The sequence below is a fragment of the Streptomyces sp. BK208 genome, assembly GCF_004364245.1.
Taxonomy (GTDB): domain Bacteria; phylum Actinomycetota; class Actinomycetes; order Streptomycetales; family Streptomycetaceae; genus Streptomyces.
On the sequence record NZ_SOAV01000025.1, the window covers coordinates 1 to 17,431 of the forward strand.

The window sequence follows — 17,431 nt, forward strand, 5'->3', positions numbered from 1 at the left end:
CCGAGCCCTCTTCAAGTAACCGATTCCGCGCCGTTCCGAGGACGGACACCCCCCGCCCCGGCCCCGCACCACCCACCGAACCCAAGGCGCTACACGCACCCCCACCGAACCGGCACAGGCGCCGCAGGCATCCGCACCCGCCACAACCGAACCCGCACAGACCGCCGCAGGCACCCCGCGCCCCCGTCCCGAACGGATGACCCCGCCCCCGCCCCGGCCACGGTGGAACGACCGCCTGTCCCCTTATGAGGGATCGTTTCACCCGTACGGATTAAAAGTGCCCAACGCGCCAGTTCGCGCCACCCATAGCCCCCTACGGTCGCCGAGTGATGAGGAGCAGTCCGGAAACCACGACTCGCACGACCGGCGCACACCGGGCGCACCGGGAAGCGCGTGACCGCGCCGCGGCGAGGGCGCTGGCGCAGCCGCCGGCGCAGCGTCCGCCCGCACGGTACGCCGCGTACGACGCGTATCTGGACGGCCTGTTCACGTACTGCCTGTCCGTGCTCTGCGACCACGACGCCGCGACCGCCGCCCTGGCCGACGTCCTCGCGCTCGCCCAGCGCCGAGGCCACCGCGCCCCCGTCGCCGCGGCCGACCGCAGGGCCTGGCTGTACGCGCTGGCCCGCTGGGCCTGCCTGCGCAAGCTGGCCGAGGCCAAGCAGAAACGTCCGAGCAGCCACGCGGCGGGCCGCCCGACCACCGCCACGACGCCCGCCGCCACCACCTCCGCCCCCGCCGACGACGAGTCCCACCAGCGGCACCGCAGCGAACTGGCCCTCCTCGCCTGGCCGGAGGCCGCCGGCACCACCCCCGAGCAGCGCGAGGCCCTCGAACTCGCCGTCCGCCACCACCTCGCCCCGCACGAGGTCGCCGCCGTCCTCGGCATGGACCTGGCCACCGCCCGCGAACTGCTCGCCTCCGCCGCCTGCGAGGTGGAACGCACCCGCGCCGCCCTGGCCGTCGTCGAGACCGGCACCTGCGCCAGCGTCGCCCGCCTCACCGGCGACAACCGCTACGTCCTCAGCAGCGCCCTGCGCCGCGAGCTGGTCCGGCACGTGGACGACTGCCCGCGCTGCCGCCGCACCGCCGAGCGTGCGATCCCCGGCCGCTGGCCCGGCACCAACGTCACCCCCGCCGAGCTGCCCGTCCTGGAAGCCCCCCGCACCGCCCTGCACGCGGCCGGGACCCATACCCCGCGCCCGCGCGGCACCGTCCCCCGCTTCGACCGGCGCGGCTTCCCGATGGACCCCAAGGACCGCGCGGCCCGCCGGGACCGCCTGCGCGCCCGGGCCGTCACCACCACCGTCGTCGCCACCGTCGTCGCGGCTCCGGTGCTGGCCCTGTGGGCGGCCTACCGGGGCACTCCGGTCGTCGAGGGCGAGGAGGGGCGCTCCGCCAGCGCCAACGAGGCGCAGGACCCGGGCGGCCTGGACGGCGGTCCGGGGAGCGGCGGCTACGAGAACGCCGGCAACGCGAGCACCACCCCCGGCGGAGACTTCGGCAAGAACGGCGAGGCCGACGTCTCCGTGGAGGTCGTCGGCGTCTCCGGCACGGGCGGGAAGGGCACCGGCCACCTGGGGGTGACCGCGAGCCACCACGGCGACACCACGCTGGTCACCCTGACCGCGACCGGCGACGCCCCGGTGCACTGGTCGGTCTCCGTCGGCGCCGCCTGGCTCTACCTGAGCCGGTCCTCGGGCACGCTCCGTCCCGGCGAGTCCGTGACCGTCAGGGTGTACGTCGACCACCTGCGCGAGCCGTCCGGCCACTGGAGCGCACGGGTGGCCGTCTCACCGGCCGGGGCCGTCGTGACCATCGCGGGCCGCGGCCCCGCGCCCACCCCGACCCGCCCGGGCCCGCGCCCCAGCACTCCCGGCGACACCACGTCCCCGTCCCACCCGGGCCAGAACCCGGACCCCGACCCCGACCCGGACCCGTCCACCTCGCAGCCCACCGATCCGGACCCGACGCCCACCGAAGAGCCGCCGACCTCACCGGACCCGGACCCGACGACGGACGAGCCGTCCCCGACCGGCGACCCGGACGGTTCGTCATCCTCGCCGGGAGACGGCGACAGCGGCACCCCGAGCCCGTAGGACCCGTAGGACCCGTCGGACTCGGGAGACCCGTCGCACCCGCAGGACCCGTGTCCCAGCACCGACGCGAGGCCGAGGGCCGAGGCCGGGACCGGGCGCCGGGGCCCGGCGCCAGGTCTCAGCGCGCGGGGTCGGCCGGATGCGGAGCCAACAGCGGCAGCTGCGAGGCCAGCCGCTCCTCGCACAGCTCGACCAGCCGGTCGTACCCCGCCTTGCCCATCAGCTCGATCAGCTCCGGCCGGTACGAGACGTACACGGGCTCGCCCGCCCCGTGCGCCGAGGTCGCCGACGTGCACCACCAGTGCAGGTCGTGACCGCCCGGACCCCAGCCGCGCCGGTCGTACTCGCCGATCGACACCTGGAGGACGCGTGTGTCGTCGGGCCGGTCGATCCACTCGTACGTCCGCCGCACCGGCAGCTGCCAGCACACATCCGGCTTGGTCTCCAGCGGCTCCCGGCCCTCCTTGAGCGCCAGGATGTGCAGCGAGCAGCCCATGCCCCCGGAGAAGCCCGGCCGGTTCTGGAAGATGCACGAGCCCTGGAAGGGCCGGGTCTGCCGGGAGCCCTCGTCGTCCTCGGAGACCCAGCCGTTGCGCGTGCCCTCGGCGTGGTGCTGCCAGATGTCCGGCGTGAGCCTCGCCACGTGCTCGGCGACCCGCTGCTCGTCGTCCTCGTCGGAGAAGTGCGCGCCCAGCGAGCAGCACCCGTCGTCCGCGCGGCCCGCCTGGATGCCCTGGCAGCCGCTGCCGAAGATGCAGTTCCAGCGGGAGGTCAGCCATGTCAGATCGCACCGGAAGACCTGCTCGTCGTCCGCGGGATCCGGAAACTCCACCCACGCGCGCGCGAAGTCGAGCCCCTGCTCGTCGCTCTTCCGCTCACTCACTACGCGCTTTTTGTCCTTCTTGGCCGACTTTTCGTCCTTCGCCTTTTTCGTCTTTGGCACGGCTCCAGGGTAAGTCGCCGAAGCCGCACGACGGCACCGCCGCACTCGCCGGCGGCAGTAGCGTTCCGTACATGAGACTCGGTGTCCTCGACGTGGGTTCGAACACGGTGCATCTGCTGGTGGTGGACGCGCACCCCGGCGCCCGCCCGCTGCCCGCCCACTCGCACAAGGTGGAACTGCGCCTCGCCCAGCTCCTCGACGAGGACGGGGCGATCGGCCCCGACGGCGTCGACCGGCTGGTCGCGGTCGTCCGGGAGGCGCTCCAGGCCGCCGAGGACAAGGGCGTCGAGGACCTCCTGCCGTTCGCCACCTCGGCCGTGCGCGAGGCGAGCAACGCCGACGACGTCCTCGCGCGCGTGCGCGCCGACACCGGCGTCGAGCTGACCGTCCTGAGCGGCGCCGAGGAGGCCCGGCTCACCTTCCTCGCCGCCCGCCGCTGGTTCGGCTGGTCCGCGGGCAGGCTGCTGGTCCTCGACATCGGCGGCGGCTCCCTGGAGATCGCCTACGGCCTCGACGAGGAACCCGACGCCGCCGTGTCGCTGCCGCTGGGTGCGGGCCGGCTGACCGCGGCCCGGCTGCCCGGCGACCCGCCCCACCCGGACGACGTCAGGGCGCTGCGCCGCCACGTCCGTACGGAGATCGCCCGTACGGTCGGCGACTTCAGCCGCCTCGGCGCCCCCGATCACGTGGTCGCCACCTCGAAGACCTTCCGGCAGCTGGCCCGCATCGCCGGCGCCGCCCGCTCCGCCGAGGGCCTCTACGTCCAGCGCGAGCTGAAGCGCGCCTCCCTGGAGGCCTGGGTGCCCCGCCTGGCCGCCATGACCGGCGCGGAGCGCGCCGAACTCCCCGGCGTCTCCGAGGGCCGCGCGAACCAGCTCCTGGCGGGCGCCCTGGTGGCCGAGGCCGCGATGGACCTCTTCCGCGTGGAGAACCTGGAGATCTGCCCGTGGGCGCTCCGCGAGGGCGTCATCCTGCGACGCCTGGACCACATGGGCCAGGGATAGGCGTCGGGCGGCGCGACGATCTACGACTCACCCGCACCCGCCCTACGGCACTCACCACGGCGGCGCGACGATCCACGACTCACCCGCACCCGCCCTACGGCACTCACCACAGCGGCGATCAGGCTCTCCGCAGCCCTCCACCCGCACCCCGCCTCCTCCACCCGCACCCCGCCTCCTCCACCCGCACCCCGCCTCCTCCACCCGCACCCCGCACCCCGCCTCCTCCACCCGCACCCCGCACCCCGCACCCCACCCCCCTCCACCCGCACCCCGCACCCGCCCTATGGCACTCACCACAGCGCCGATCAGGCACCCCGCACCCCTCCACCCGCACCCCGTACCCTGACCCCCGTGGCAAAACCAAGGGACGACGTCCGCACCCCGGACACGAAGGTCGCCCTGTCGACTGCGTCCGTGTACCCGGAGTCGACGGCGACGGCCTTCGAGATCGCCGCGCGCCTCGGTTACGACGGCGTCGAGGTGATGGTCTGGACGGATCCGGTCAGCCAGGACATCGAGGCGCTGCGCAGACTCAGCGACTACCACCGCGTGCCGATACTCGCCGTGCACGCACCGTGTCTGCTCATCACCCAGCGCGTCTGGTCCACCGACCCCTGGGTCAAGCTCCAGCGCGCCCGCGCGGCCGCCGAGAAGCTCGGCGCGAGCACCGTCGTCGTGCACCCCCCGTTCCGCTGGCAGCGCCAGTACGCGCGGGACTTCGTCAACGGCATCTGGCGGATGGCGAACGAGACGGACGTCCGCTTCGCCGTCGAGAACATGTACCCCTGGCGCTACCGCGACCGCGAGATGCAGGCGTACGCCCCCGACTGGGACGTGACGAAGGACGACTACCGGCACTTCACCATCGACCTCAGCCACGCCGCCACCTCCCGCACCGACGGCCTCGACCTGCTCGACCGCATGAGCGACCGTCTCGGCCACGTCCACCTGGCCGACGGCAGGGGCTCCGCGAAGGACGAGCACCTCGTCCCCGGCCGCGGCAACCAGCCCTGCGCCGAGGTCCTGGAGCACCTCGCGCACACCGGCTTCGACGGCCACGTCGTCATCGAGGTCAACACCAGGCGCGCGATGTCCAGCGCCGAACGTGAGGCCGATCTCGCCGAGGCGCTCGCCTTCACCCGCACGCACCTGGCGCAGTCGGCGTCCCCGGTGCCGGGCTCCCCCGCGACGAGGACGGACCGCGGGTGAGCGGCATCGCCGACGGAACCGCCCGGCGCCGCGGCCGCCCGCCCCGCGCGGAGTCCGGCGACACCCGCGACCGCATCCTCGCCACGGCCCGCGAGGAGTTCTCCGAGCGCGGCTACGAGAAGACCTCCGTGCGCGGCATCGCCAAGGCGGCGAGCGTGGACCCGGCGCTGGTGCACCACTACTTCGGCACCAAGGAGCAGGTCTTCGAGGCGGCCGTCGAGGTCGCCTTCGCACCGGCCCTTGAGGCCCCCGAGGCGATCGCCGACGGCCCGCTGGACGCGATCGGCGAGCGCCTGACCCGCTTCATCCTCGGCGTCTGGGAGAACCCCGCCACCCGGACACCGCTGCTGGCCATCGTCCGCTCGGCGGTGAACAACGAGACCGCCGCAGCCGTCTTCCGCCGGCTGATCGCCGCCCAGGTGATGCGCCGCGTCGCCGCCCAGCTGGATCTGCCGGACGCCGAGCTGCGGGTGGAACTGGCGGCGGCGCAGCTGGTGGGGTGCGCGATGCTCCGCTACGTGATCCAGGTGGAGCCGCTGGCCTCGGCGGACCCGGAGCAGCTCGTCGCCCGCCTGGCACCGGTGGTGCAGGGCCACCTCACCGGCCCCTGAGAAGCCGTCCCGGCCGGCCCCCGAGCGGGTCGGCCGGCGGCGTACGGCGAGACGCGCGTCCCGCATTCCGGACGCCCTGTCCCGACCCCTGGATGACCGGCGTACGCTCGACGGCAGTCATAACTCTCCGAAGGAGCGAGCGACGATGCCCGAACTGAGGTCCCGCACAGTCACCCACGGCCGCAACATGGCGGGCGCCCGCGCCCTTATGCGTGCCTCCGGTGTACCCGGCGCGGACATCGGGCGGAAGCCGATCATCGCCGTCGCCAACAGCTTCACGGAGTTCGTGCCGGGCCACACCCACCTCGCCCCGGTCGGCCGGATCGTCAGCGAGGCGGTCGTCGCCGCCGGCGGCATCCCGCGCGAGTTCAACACCATCGCCGTGGACGACGGCATCGCCATGGGCCACGGCGGCATGCTGTACTCCCTGCCCTCCCGCGACCTGATCGCGGACAGCGTGGAGTACATGGTGGAGGCCCACTGCGCCGACGCCCTGATCTGCATCTCCAACTGCGACAAGATCACCCCGGGCATGCTCAACGCCGCGCTGCGCCTGAACATCCCCACGGTCTTCGTCTCCGGCGGCCCGATGGAGTCCGGCCGTGCCACCCTGGTCGACGGCACGGTCCGCACGCTCGACCTGGTCGACGCGATGTCGGAGGCGGTCAACGACAAGATCTCCGACGCGGACATCCTCCGCATCGAGGAGAACGCCTGTCCCACCTGCGGCTCCTGCTCCGGCATGTTCACCGCCAACTCGATGAACTGCCTGACCGAGGCCATCGGCCTCTCCCTGCCGGGCAACGGCTCGGTCCTGGCCACCCACACCGCCCGCAAGGCGCTCTACGAGAACGCCGCGCGCACCGTCCTGGACCTGACCCGCCGCTACTACGAGCAGGACGACGACTCTGTCCTGCCCCGCAACATCGCCACCCCCGCGGCCTTCGGCAACGCCATGGCGCTCGACATCGCGATGGGCGGCTCCACCAACACGATCCTGCACCTGCTGGCCGCCGCCCAGGAGGCGGGCGTCGCCTACGGCCTCACCGAGATGGACGCCCTCTCGCGCCGCGTCCCCTGCCTGGCCAAGGTCGCGCCCAACGTCGCCAAGGACCGCACGTACTACATGGAGGACGTGCACCGTGCGGGCGGCATCCCCGCCCTCCTCGGCGAGCTGCACCGCGGTGGCCTGCTCGACGAGGACGTCCACTCCGTGCACAGCCCGTCCCTGGCCGACTGGCTGAAGACCTGGGACGTGCGCGGCGGCTCTCCCTCCCAGGAGGCCGTCGAGCTGTGGCACGCGGCCCCCGGCTGCGTCCGCTCCGCCGAGGCCTTCTCCCAGTCCGAGCGCTGGGACTCCCTGGACGACGACGCCGAGGGCGGCTGCATCCGCTCCGTGGAGCACGCCTACTCCAAGGACGGCGGCCTCGCGGTCCTGCGCGGCAACCTCGCCGTCGACGGCTGCGTCGTCAAGACGGCCGGCGTCGACGAGTCCATCTGGACCTTCGAGGGCCCGGCGGTCGTCTGCGAGTCGCAGGAGGAGGCCGTCCAGAAGATCCTCACCCAGCAGGTCAAGGAGGGCGACGTCGTCGTCATCCGCTACGAGGGCCCCAAGGGCGGCCCCGGCATGCAGGAGATGCTCTACCCGACCTCGTACCTCAAGGGCCGCGGCCTCGGAAAGGCCTGCGCCCTCGTCACCGACGGCCGCTTCTCCGGCGGCACGTCCGGGCTCTCCATCGGCCACGCCTCCCCGGAGGCGGCGGCGGGCGGCACCATCGCCCTGGTCGAGGACGGCGACCGCATCCGCATCGACATCCCGAACCGCTCCATCGAGCTGCTCGTGGACGACGCCGAGCTGACCCGCCGCCAGCAGGCCCTGAACGGCGTGTTCGCGCCCAAGAACCGCGAGCGCAAGGTCTCCGCCGCCCTGAAGGCGTACGCCGCGATGGCCACCAGCGCCGACAAGGGCGCCGTGCGCGACGTCAGCAAGCTGGGCTGACACCCCGCGAGGGCCCGGGGCCCGTCGTCGAGGGTCCCGGGCGCCGTCGAGGTCCCGGGGCGCCTACCAGGCGCCCGGGTCCCGCCCCGCCACGCCGAACACCGTCCCGTCGGGCGCCCCGGCGTACACGTGCCCGCCCGCCTGCAGCGGCGCCGGCAGGGTCGCGGGCACCGTGTCGGAGTCGGCGCCGAGCCGCGGCCGGGTCTGACCGAGGAGCTTGCCCTCGCGCGCGTCGACACCCAGGAGCCGCCCGTCGGGTGCGGTGACGTACACGTGCCGCCCGTCGGACACGGGCACCGAGCCCCGGCTCACGCTCGTCTCCAGGCGCCACGCCTGCTTCCCCGCCGCCATGTCGACGGCGACCAGTGAGCCGCCCGCGCCCATGAGGTACACGGTGTCGCCGTGCACACCGGCCTGCGCCTGCTCGACCGGGACGGGCAGCGCCACCCGGCGGGTGGCGCCGGTGGCGGGCGTGTAGCGGACCACGGTCCTCACGTCGCCGTAGGTCGCCTCCTCGGAGGCGAGGAACACGGACCCGTCCGCCGCCGCCAGGAGCGTCAGCGTCCCGGCCAGCCGCGTGTCCCAGCGCACGTCCCCGCTGTCCGGGTCGACCGCGGTGACGTGGGTCCTCCCGTCCGCGCTCCGGCTCGTCGCGTAGGCCGCGGGCCGCTTCTCCCCGGCGAACGAGGTGAGGTACGGCATCGCCTGCCCCGGGATCCGGTGCGTCCACCTCGTCCGCCCCGAGGCACTGTCCACGCCGGTGACCGTCCCGTCGGCGTGGGTGAGCAGCAGCATGTCGCCGACGGTCCGCGACCCGGTGTACGCCGGCATCTCCTCCTGCCACACCTGCTCGCCCGTCGCGGGGTCGAGTGCCTCCAGCGGGCGGCCCAGCAGGCCGACCTCGGGCTGCACGAGCCCGCCCGACACGACCGGCGGTTCGCTCCGCACGGCCTCCTCGACGGGATGCCGCCACAGGGTGCTCCCGTCGGCCGGATCGACCGCGAAGACCACGCCGGGCCGCGCGCACACCAGGCGCCGGGCCGCGTACGAGCACAGCGGCATCCCGCCGCCGTCCCCCGCGGGCACCGCCTCCCACGCCCCGAACCCGCCGGGCGCACTCTGCGCGGTGGGCGTGCCCGCGGGTTCGGCGCCGCCGAAGGCCTGCACGGCGACGAGGCTCCCGACCACGGCGAGAGCCACCCCCGCGGCGACGAGCGCCGACCGCTTCCCCAGTCGCCGTACGGCCCGCCCGGACCGGACCGACGGCTCGGCGGGTCCCTGCTGCGCGGGCCGCGCACCGGCTGCCCGGGGGTCCCCGTCCGGTTCCGTCCGGGACGCCGGCACGAACACCTGCGTGTCGTAGGCCGCCGCCACCGACCGCAGCTCCCGCATCAACTCGTCCGGCGTCGGCCGGTCCTCGGGTTCCTTGGCGAGACAGCGCAGCACCAGCGGCGCGAGCCACTCGGGCACGCCGGTCAGATCGGGCTCGTCGTGCACGACCTGGTAGGCGACGACGTACGGGCTGTCGGAGTCGAAGGGCCCCCGCCCGGTCGCCGCGTGCACCATCAGCGAGCCGAGGGTGAAGACGTCGGCCGCCGGCCCGACCTCCCGGGGCCGCCGGAACTGCTCGGGTGCCATGTACGGCGGGGTGCCGATCAACTTCCCGGTCTCGGTGCGCAGTTCGCTGTCCTTCGGCCGGGAGATGCCGAAGTCGATCACCTTCGGACCGTCCTCGGCGAGCAGTACGTTGCTCGGTTTGAGGTCCCGGTGCACGACACCGACGCGATGGATGTCGCGCAGCGCCTCGGCGAGCCCCGCCATCAGCCGGCGCAACTGGGGCTCGTCCATCGGCCCGTTCCGCTTCACGTGCTCGGAGAGCGTCGGGCCGGGGATGTACAGCGTCGCCATCCAGGGCCGCCCGGCATCCGGGTCGGCGTCCACGACCGGCGCCGTGAAGGCCCCGCTCACCCGGCGGGCCGCGGCCACCTCCTGCCGGAAACGCCCCCTGAACTCGGGGTCCCTGGCATACGTCGCGTGGACGACCTTGACCGCGACGCGCATTCCCGAGGTGCTGCGGGCCAGGTGCACGACACCCATGCCACCGGAGCCGAGACGCGACTCCAGACGGTAGTGACCGGCATACTCCGGAAGTTCCGCTTCCGCGTCCGCCCCGGCATCGCGCTGCGGCGCCATGGAACCACCCCCGAGCTGTTCGTTCGCGCGAGCGACGCTCGGAGCCTAGTCGATGAGGCGTACGGGACAGAGGCGGCCTGCCGTCCCCCGTGTGCGAGTCGAGAACTGGTGTTTCAATGCTCGTTCTTGGGGAATCAACGGTGCCCCACGGCAGTCGTGGGGCTCGACGGGGGGAGTTTCGGCATGTCCATCGACCAGATCCAGGACATCGGCGGCGAGGAAGAGAGAGCGGTCGCGGCGGACGGCGGAGTCGTCGCGGCGTCCGCGGCCCTGCGCTCCTACCCGGTCGCCCCGGGCTACCGCCTGAACGTCCGCAGCGGCCCGGGCACCGGCTACTCGCTGGTGCGGGTCCTGTCCGAGGGCGCCAGCGTCACCATCAACTGCCAGCGCACGGGGGAGCGGGTCTCGGGCCCCTACGGCACCTCGAACATCTGGGACAGCATCGGCAGCGGCCAGTACGTCTCGGACACGTACATCCTGACCGGCAGCGACGGCTACGTGGCCCCTCGCTGCTGAGTCCGCCGCCGATGACCATGTAACAGCGCTGTCCCGGCGACGTACTAGGAGGTTGCCGAGAGGAACGGCGTGCCGGTCCGGACGGGTCTTGAGGGGCACAGACGCCGCTCGCACCGATGGGTACGGGCGGACCGGCACGCCGACCGACTCTGAGGTAGACAACGATGCGCGTTCGCAAGCTGACCCTCGCCGCCATGGCCCTCGCCGCAGGTCTGTCGCTCACGGCCTGCCAGAGCGACGACGGCACGGACCCGAGCGCGGCCCCGTCAGCCGCGTCCTCCGCGTCCTCCTCGAACGGCGGCTCGGAGTCGGCCGCAGGGGGTTCGGCCGCTGCGGGCCAGGAGGGCGGGACGGACACCGCGGGCAAGACCTCCGACGGCACCGGCGGCACGAGCGGCACCGGCGAGGGCGGCAAGACCGCCGCGTGCCGCACCGACGAGCTGGAGATCACGGCGACGGACGCCACCGTCGGCGGCGACACCGAGGGCACCGTCGCGGTGGACCTGAAGAACGGCGGCGGCCGGGACTGCACGCTCACCGGCTACGCGGGTGTCGACCTGAAGACGAACACGGGCTCCCTGTCCGCGAAGCGCACGGGCCGGCAGGCCCCGCAGATCGTCCTCGCGGACGGGGACACGGTGACCTTCGGCATCACCTACCCGGTCAACGACTCGGGCGGCTCCGGCGTCCGCGTCACGGGCCTGGTGGTGACCCCGCCGAACGAGACCAAGTCCGTCACCCTCGACTGGCCGGGCGCCGCCACACTGCCGGTCACCGACGGCTCCGGCACCCCGGTGCAGGTCGGCCCGATGGGCAGCGCGGGCCAGGGCGGCTGACCGCGCCGCACCCGCGAAGGGGCACGCGCCATAATCGACCCGTGAGCGCAGAGAACGGCAAGAACGGCACCCCGGACACCCTCGCGGGCCCCCGCCCCGAACCCCTCCGGTTCTACGGCACGACCTGGGTGCACCACGACGGCGGGTACACCGCCCGCCGGGCGGGCCTCGCCGTCGGCTCGCTCGTCCTTGCGGCCGCCGCCTGCTTCGTGCTCCGCGTCGCCTACCAGGGCCTCCAGATCGCCGACATCGGCAGCTTCGTCACGCTGCTGATGGTCGTGATGTTCGCGGTGTGCAGTGCCCTGGCCTTCCGCCACACCTGGTCCGGCTTCACCACCCGCCCCGACCCCGACCGCCAGGCCTCCCTGCGCGGCCTGCTCGCCATCGGCTTCGTCGGCTCCCTCCTCGCCTATTTCCTCCGCACCTTCACCGAGGCCCCGGGGGAGAAGCTGCACCGCGCGGAGTACGAGAAGGCCCGCGAGGAGTACGAGAGGCGCACCACCCGCCGCACGGGCAACCCGTCGAAGAAGCGCCGCGGCAAGTGACGGAGGACCGGCCGCCGGAGAGGACGGGAACCCGGGCCGAAGGGTAGGGAGGCGGCGGCAGCCGGTCTGAAGCGCGCCGGGCCGAAGGGATCGGGCGGCCGGTCCAAAGTGCGCCGGGCCGAAGGGACAGGGCGGCGGCAGCCGGTCCGGAGTGCGCTGGGCCGAGAGGATCGGGGGGCGGCGGCATCCGGTCCGCAGTCCGCCGGCCCGTCGGAGCCGTACCGGCGAACCCGGACCGCGAACCGGCGTCGCCCTCGGCGGCCGTGCGAGGAACCCCCTGCTGCGCCCCGGCCCGCCCGGCCACCATGGCCGTATGACGACACCGCTGACCCCGGACGACCGGGCCACCCCGTCCGCCACCCCCGCGCAGGCCCGCCACGCCGCCCGCGCCCACTCGTTCAACGCCGCCGCGGCCCAGTACGCCGCCAACCGCCCCTCCTACCCGCCCGCCCTCTTCGACGTGCTGGAGGAGCTGGCCGGCCGCCCCCTCAAGGGGGCCCGCGTCGTGGACGTCGGCGCAGGCACCGGCCTCGCCACCGCCCGCCTGCACGAGCGCGGTGCCGAGGTGATCGCCGTGGAGCCCGGCGCCGGCATGGCCTCCGAGTTCCGCCGCACCCTCCCCGGTGTGCCCGTGATCCGAGGCAACGGCAACGCCCTGCCCCTCGCCGGCCGCACCGCCGACCTCCTCACCTACGCCCAGGCCTGGCACTGGACCGACCCCGCGCTGGCCGTCCCGGAGGCGCTGCGCGTGCTGCGCCCGGGCGGCGCGCTGGCGCTGTGGTGGAACACCGAGGCCCCCGACGTGCCGTGGATCGCGGACGCCGGACGGCGCATCGACCGGCACTTCACGGGCCAGAACCTCCCGGCCGGGAAACGGGACATCGACGCGCGCTCCGCCGACCCCACCGGCAGCCTCGACTTCGTCCGGCGCACGATCCGCTGGAGCCGTCACGTCCCCCTCGACACCCACCTGGCCAACCTCGGCAGCCACTCGGCCTTCCTGACCGACACCGAGGAACGCGTCACGGCCTTCTTCGCCGAGGAGCGCGACCACCTGCTGACCGTCTTCCCGGACGGACACGTCGAGGAGACCTACGACGTCCACCTCCTCCTCGGGCGGACCCCGACGGCCTGACGAAGCGGCCGAGGGGCGACCTGACGGACGGCCCGCCACGACTGCCGCAAGGAACGTCCTCCGCCACGTACGCCCGCCACGACTGCTTGACGACGCGGGCACCCCGGAGCATTATTCATCACATGATGAATTACTCGCCGGAGGACACCTCCCGGCCATCCGAAGGGCGGGGCGAGGACCCCGTCCCGCCCGCCGTCCACGCCGAGGGCCTCACCGTCGCCCGCGGCACCCGCACCGTCCTGCGCGGCCTCGGTTTCACCGTCCCGCGCGGCCGCATCACCGGCCTCCTCGGCCCCTCCGGCTGCGGCAAGTCCACCCTGATGCGGGCGATCGTCGGCACCCAGGCCAAGGTCACCGGCACCCTGGACGTCCTCGGCCGCACGGCCGGCCACCCGGCCCTGCGCACCCGCATCGGCTACGTCACCCAGGCCCCGTCCGTCTTCGACGACCTGACCGTGCGCCAGAACCTGGACTACTTCGCCGAGATCCTCGCCCCGGGCCGGGCGGCCGCCGCCCACCGCCGCGAGGACGTCACCCGGGCCGTCGCGGACGTCGACCTCACCGCCCACGCCGACGCCCTGGCCGGCAATCTCTCCGGCGGCCAGCGCAGCCGCGTCTCCCTCGCCGTGGCCCTCCTGGGCGCCCCCGAGCTCCTCGTCCTCGACGAACCGACGGTCGGCCTGGACCCCGTGCTCCGCCGCGACCTGTGGACCCTCTTCCACTCCCTCGCCGCCGACCGCGGTGCCACCCTCCTCGTCTCCTCCCACGTCATGGACGAGGCCGAGCGCTGCGACCGACTGCTCCTGATGCGCGAGGGCGAGGTCCTCGCCGACGACACCCCCGACGCCCTGCGCCGCCGCACCGACTCCGAGACGGTCGAGGACGCGTTCCTGCACCTGGTCGACGAGGCCAAGGCGGCGGCGTCCCGTACGAAGGAGACCACCCGATGACGACCACCAGTGCCCCGACCGCCCCCGAGCCCACCCTGACCCCGGCCCCCACCCGCGCCCTGAGCCTCTCCCGCACCACGGCCACCGCGGCCCGGGTCCTGCGCCAGCTCAGCCACGACCCGCGCACCATCGCGCTGCTGATGCTGATCCCCTGCGTGATGCTGTTCCTGCTGCGCTACGTCTTCGACGGCAGCCCGCGCACCTTCGACAACATCGGCGCCTCACTCCTCGGCATCTTCCCGCTGATCACGATGTTCCTGGTCACGTCCATCGCCACCCTGCGCGAACGGACCTCCGGCACCCTCGAACGCCTCCTCGCCATGCCCCTGGGCAAGGGCGACCTCATCGCGGGCTACGCCCTCGCCTTCGGCGCCCTCGCCGTCGTCCAGTCCGCCCTCGCCACCGGCCTCGCCCTCTGGTTCCTGGGCCTGGACGTCACCGGCAGCCCCTGGCTGCTCCTCCTGGTCGCGCTGCTCGACGCCCTCCTGGGCACCGCGCTCGGCCTCTTCGTCTCGGCCTTCGCGGCCTCCGAGTTCCAGGCGGTGCAGTTCATGCCGGCCGTGATCTTCCCCCAGCTCCTCCTGTGCGGCCTCTTCACCCCGCGCGACCACATGCACCCGGCCCTGGAGGCCATCTCCGACGTGCTGCCCATGTCCTACGCGGTCGACGGCATGAACGAGGTGCTGCGCCACACCGACATGACCGCGACCTTCGTCCGCGACGCCCTGATCGTCGCCGGCTGCGCCCTGCTGGTCCTGACCCTGGGTGCGGCCACGCTGAAACGCCGGACGGCGTAACCCCACCTCCAGGCAGACCCACCCGCACGTCCCGTGCTTCACGTCCCGCGGACTGGACGCGACGCCCCGGCCCGCACAGGCAGTGCGAGGATGACCCCGAACAGCGCGCGCACCCCGGAGGGCACCCGAAGCCATGACCCAGAAAGTCGCAGTCCTCGGCACCGGCAAGATCGGCGAAGCCCTGCTCAGCGGCATGATCGGAGCGGGCTGGGCCCCCGCCGACCTCCTGGTCACCGCCCGCCGCCCGGAACGGGCCGAGGAACTCCGCGCCCGCCACGGAGTCACCCCGGTGACCAACGCCGAGGCCGCCAAGTCCGCCGACACCCTGATCCTCACGGTCAAGCCGCAGGACATGGGCACCCTCCTCGACGAACTCGCCCCGCACGTCCCCGCCGACCGCCTGGTCATCAGCGGCGCGGCCGGCATCCCGACCGCCTTCTTCGAGGAGCGGCTCGCCGCCGGCACCCCGGTCGTCCGCGTCATGACGAACACCCCGGCCCTCGTCGACGAGGCCATGTCCGTCATCTCCGCCGGCACCCACGCCACCGCAGCCCACCTCACGCACACCGAGGAGATCTTCGGCGCCGTCGGCAAGACCCTCCGCGTCCCCGAGTCCCAGCAGGACGCCTGCACCGCCCTCTCCGGCTCGGGACCGGCGTACTTCTTCTACCTGGTCGAAGCCATGACCGACGCCGGCATCCTCCTCGGTCTGCCCCGCGACAAGGCCCACGACCTGATCGTCCAGTCCGCGATCGGCGCCGCGAAGATGCTCCGCGACAGCGGCGAACACCCGGTCAGGCTCCGCGAGAACGTCACGTCCCCGGCCGGCACCACCATCAACGCCATCCGAGAACTCGAGAACCACGGCGTCCGCGCCGCCCTCATCGCGGCCCTGGAGGCCGCCCGCGACCGCAGTCGCGAACTGGCCTCCGGCACCAAGGACTGAGCACTTACGGGGCCGCGTCCACCGGAGGCAGCAGCCCGATCGCCCGGTAGGCCGCGTCCACGGTCGGCCGCGCCATCGCCCGGGCCTTCCCGGCCCCCTCCCGGAGCACGCCCTCCACGTACCCGGGATCGGCGCACAGCTCCGCGTGCCGCTCCCGTACCGGCCGCAGCACCTCGACGACGGCCTCCGCGGTGTCCTTCTTCAACGCGCCGTACGAGTCGTACCCGTCCGCGAGCTCCGCCGGGTCCCCGCCCGTGCAGGCGGCGAGGATCTCCAGCAGATTGGCGAGCCCCGCCCGTTCCTCCCGGTCGTACACGACGTCCCGCCCGCTGTCGGTCACGGCCCGCACGATCTTCTTGCGCACCACGTCCGGCTCGTCGAGCAGATAGACGATCCCCGGCCCGACGTCGTCGCTCTTCCCCATCTTCGACGTGGGCTCCTGCAGATTCATGACCCGGGCCGCCACCGCGGGACCGGTCGCCCGCGGCACCACGAACGTGTGCCCGTACCGCTGGTTGAACCGCACCGCGAGATCCCGCGCCAGCTCCACATGCTGCGTCTGATCGTTCCCGACCGGCACCTCGTCCGTCCCGTACGCCAGGATGTCCGCCGCCATCAGCACGGGATACGTGAGCAGGGCCAGCCGCACGCTTCCACCCCGCTCCCGCTCCCGTGCGGCCTTCTCCTTGTACTGGATCATCCGCCGCATCTCCCCGTCGGTCGCCACGCACTCCAGTACGTACGACAGCCGGGCGTGCTCGTCCACGTGACTCTGTACGAACACGGTGCACAGCTCGGGATCGAGGCCCGACGCCAGCAACAGCGACGCCGCCTGCCGGCTGAGTCTGCGCACCCGTGCCGGATCGTGGTCCACGGTCAGCGCGTGCAGGTCGACGACGCAGAACAACGCGTCCGACGCGTGCTGGTCGGCCGTGGCCCACTGGCGCATGGCACCCAGGTAGTTCCCCAGCGTCAGGTGCCCGGTCGGCTTGACCCCGCTGAAAACCCGCTTCATCTCTCCACCTCCTGGTCAGGGCCACCGCCACCCGCCGGCCGCCCCTCCTCGGGAGGGAGATACGAGAACGGCCGCCGAAGCGGCGGCCGTCGAGTGCATACGTGCGTGCGGCCGCCGTCAGGCGGCCCGCCAGAGCTGGGTGCACGTACGCGTCATCACGCGGCCACCGTACGCCCGCGACCCCCGCACCGCACGGGATTTGACACGCCCGTCCCGCACTCCTAGTGTTCTCCGAGTTGTCCGACGTGAGCGCCGACCCCGGTCGGTCCCCGGACAGCGATTCCGCAGGTACCCACCACTCTTCGACGAACAGTCGCGTTGTCGACTTCGTCGTTCTGTCGGTGCACGTATTTACGGAATGAGGAATCCACGTTCGAAAGAACGCGGCCCCCGATTAGCTCGGGAGCCGGGAGTCCGCTAGAGTCTCACCTCGTTGAAACGGCCCAACAGCCGGGACGACAACCCCCTCTGACGGGGAATCAGAGCCCGAAAGGATCTGATAGAGTCGGAACCGCCGGAAAGGGAAACGCGAAAGCGGGAACCTGGAAAGCACCGAGGAAATCGGATCGGAAAGATCTGATAGAGTCGGAAACGCAAGACCGAAGGGAAGCGCCCGGAGGAAAGCCCGAGAGG

The 17,431-nt window shown here is 73.2% G+C and carries 15 protein-coding genes; 12 read left to right on the forward strand and 3 right to left on the reverse strand.

Features of this window, described 5'->3' with window-relative positions; all coding sequences use genetic code 11:
* Positions 1-329 precede the first annotated feature (329 nt).
* Positions 330-2,099, forward strand: coding sequence for a hypothetical protein (locus tag EV562_RS34740; RefSeq protein WP_133890865.1), 1,770 nt, complete (start codon positions 330-332; stop codon positions 2,097-2,099).
* A 118-nt stretch (positions 2,100-2,217) separates the two neighbouring features.
* On the opposite strand, the gene EV562_RS34745 is transcribed toward EV562_RS34740, so the two are convergent.
* The gene (locus EV562_RS34745) at positions 2,218-3,042 is read right to left on the reverse strand and encodes a hypothetical protein (RefSeq protein WP_133890851.1); all 825 of its coding nucleotides are present in this window, start codon (positions 3,040-3,042) and stop codon (positions 2,218-2,220) included.
* Between the two features lie 71 nt (positions 3,043-3,113).
* On the opposite strand from EV562_RS34745, the gene EV562_RS34750 reads away from it, so the two are divergent.
* The 4 genes from EV562_RS34750 to ilvD all read left to right on the forward strand — a co-directional run bounded on the left by EV562_RS34750 (position 3,114) and on the right by ilvD (position 7,865).
* Positions 3,114-4,046, forward strand: a complete 933-nt coding sequence (locus EV562_RS34750) for a Ppx/GppA phosphatase family protein (RefSeq protein WP_133890852.1) — start codon at positions 3,114-3,116, stop codon at positions 4,044-4,046.
* Between the two features lie 351 nt (positions 4,047-4,397).
* Positions 4,398-5,255 carry a sugar phosphate isomerase/epimerase gene (locus tag EV562_RS34755; RefSeq protein WP_133890853.1) on the forward strand — a complete coding sequence of 286 codons (858 nt, stop codon included), beginning with the start codon at positions 4,398-4,400 and terminating at the stop codon, positions 5,253-5,255.
* Positions 5,252-5,866, forward strand: coding sequence for a TetR family transcriptional regulator (locus EV562_RS34760; RefSeq protein ID WP_133890854.1), 615 nt, complete (start codon positions 5,252-5,254; stop codon positions 5,864-5,866). The genes EV562_RS34755 and EV562_RS34760 overlap by 4 nt, the downstream gene beginning before the upstream one ends.
* A 145-nt stretch (positions 5,867-6,011) precedes the next feature.
* Positions 6,012-7,865: a dihydroxy-acid dehydratase gene (gene ilvD, locus EV562_RS34765; RefSeq protein WP_133890855.1), complete on the forward strand. Its 1,854-nt coding sequence runs from the start codon at positions 6,012-6,014 to the stop codon at positions 7,863-7,865.
* A gap of 63 nt (positions 7,866-7,928) precedes the next feature.
* Here the strand turns inward: ilvD and EV562_RS34770 are convergent, their stop codons facing one another.
* Positions 7,929-10,058: a serine/threonine-protein kinase gene (locus EV562_RS34770; protein ID WP_133890856.1), complete on the reverse strand. Its 2,130-nt coding sequence runs from the start codon at positions 10,056-10,058 to the stop codon at positions 7,929-7,931.
* 183 nt (positions 10,059-10,241) lie between these two features.
* On the opposite strand from EV562_RS34770, the gene EV562_RS34775 reads away from it, so the two are divergent.
* From EV562_RS34775 to proC, 7 genes are all read left to right on the forward strand, one after another.
* The gene (locus tag EV562_RS34775) at positions 10,242-10,574 is read left to right on the forward strand and encodes an SH3 domain-containing protein (protein ID WP_133890857.1); all 333 of its coding nucleotides are present in this window, start codon (positions 10,242-10,244) and stop codon (positions 10,572-10,574) included.
* A 164-nt stretch (positions 10,575-10,738) separates the two neighbouring features.
* Entirely contained in the window at positions 10,739-11,410 is a 672-nt protein-coding gene (locus tag EV562_RS34780) for a DUF4232 domain-containing protein (protein ID WP_133890858.1), read from the forward strand.
* Between the two features lie 41 nt (positions 11,411-11,451).
* Positions 11,452-11,955, forward strand: a complete 504-nt coding sequence (locus EV562_RS34785; protein WP_133890859.1) for an EamA/RhaT family transporter — start codon at positions 11,452-11,454, stop codon at positions 11,953-11,955.
* A 313-nt stretch (positions 11,956-12,268) separates the two neighbouring features.
* Positions 12,269-13,090, forward strand: coding sequence for a class I SAM-dependent methyltransferase (locus tag EV562_RS34790; protein ID WP_133890860.1), 822 nt, complete (start codon positions 12,269-12,271; stop codon positions 13,088-13,090).
* 122 nt (positions 13,091-13,212) lie between these two features.
* Positions 13,213-14,040, forward strand: a complete 828-nt coding sequence (locus EV562_RS34795) for an ABC transporter ATP-binding protein (protein WP_133890861.1) — start codon at positions 13,213-13,215, stop codon at positions 14,038-14,040.
* The gene (locus EV562_RS34800; protein WP_133890862.1) at positions 14,037-14,837 is read left to right on the forward strand and encodes an ABC transporter permease; all 801 of its coding nucleotides are present in this window, start codon (positions 14,037-14,039) and stop codon (positions 14,835-14,837) included. The genes EV562_RS34795 and EV562_RS34800 overlap by 4 nt, the downstream gene beginning before the upstream one ends.
* Before the next feature lie 133 nt (positions 14,838-14,970).
* Positions 14,971-15,783: a pyrroline-5-carboxylate reductase gene (gene proC, locus EV562_RS34805; protein WP_133890863.1), complete on the forward strand. Its 813-nt coding sequence runs from the start codon at positions 14,971-14,973 to the stop codon at positions 15,781-15,783.
* A 4-nt stretch (positions 15,784-15,787) separates the two neighbouring features.
* Here proC and trpS read toward each other — a convergent pair whose 3' ends face one another.
* Positions 15,788-16,798, reverse strand: a complete 1,011-nt coding sequence (gene trpS / locus EV562_RS34810; protein ID WP_133890864.1) for a tryptophan--tRNA ligase — start codon at positions 16,796-16,798, stop codon at positions 15,788-15,790.
* Positions 16,799-17,431: the final 633 nt, after the last annotated feature.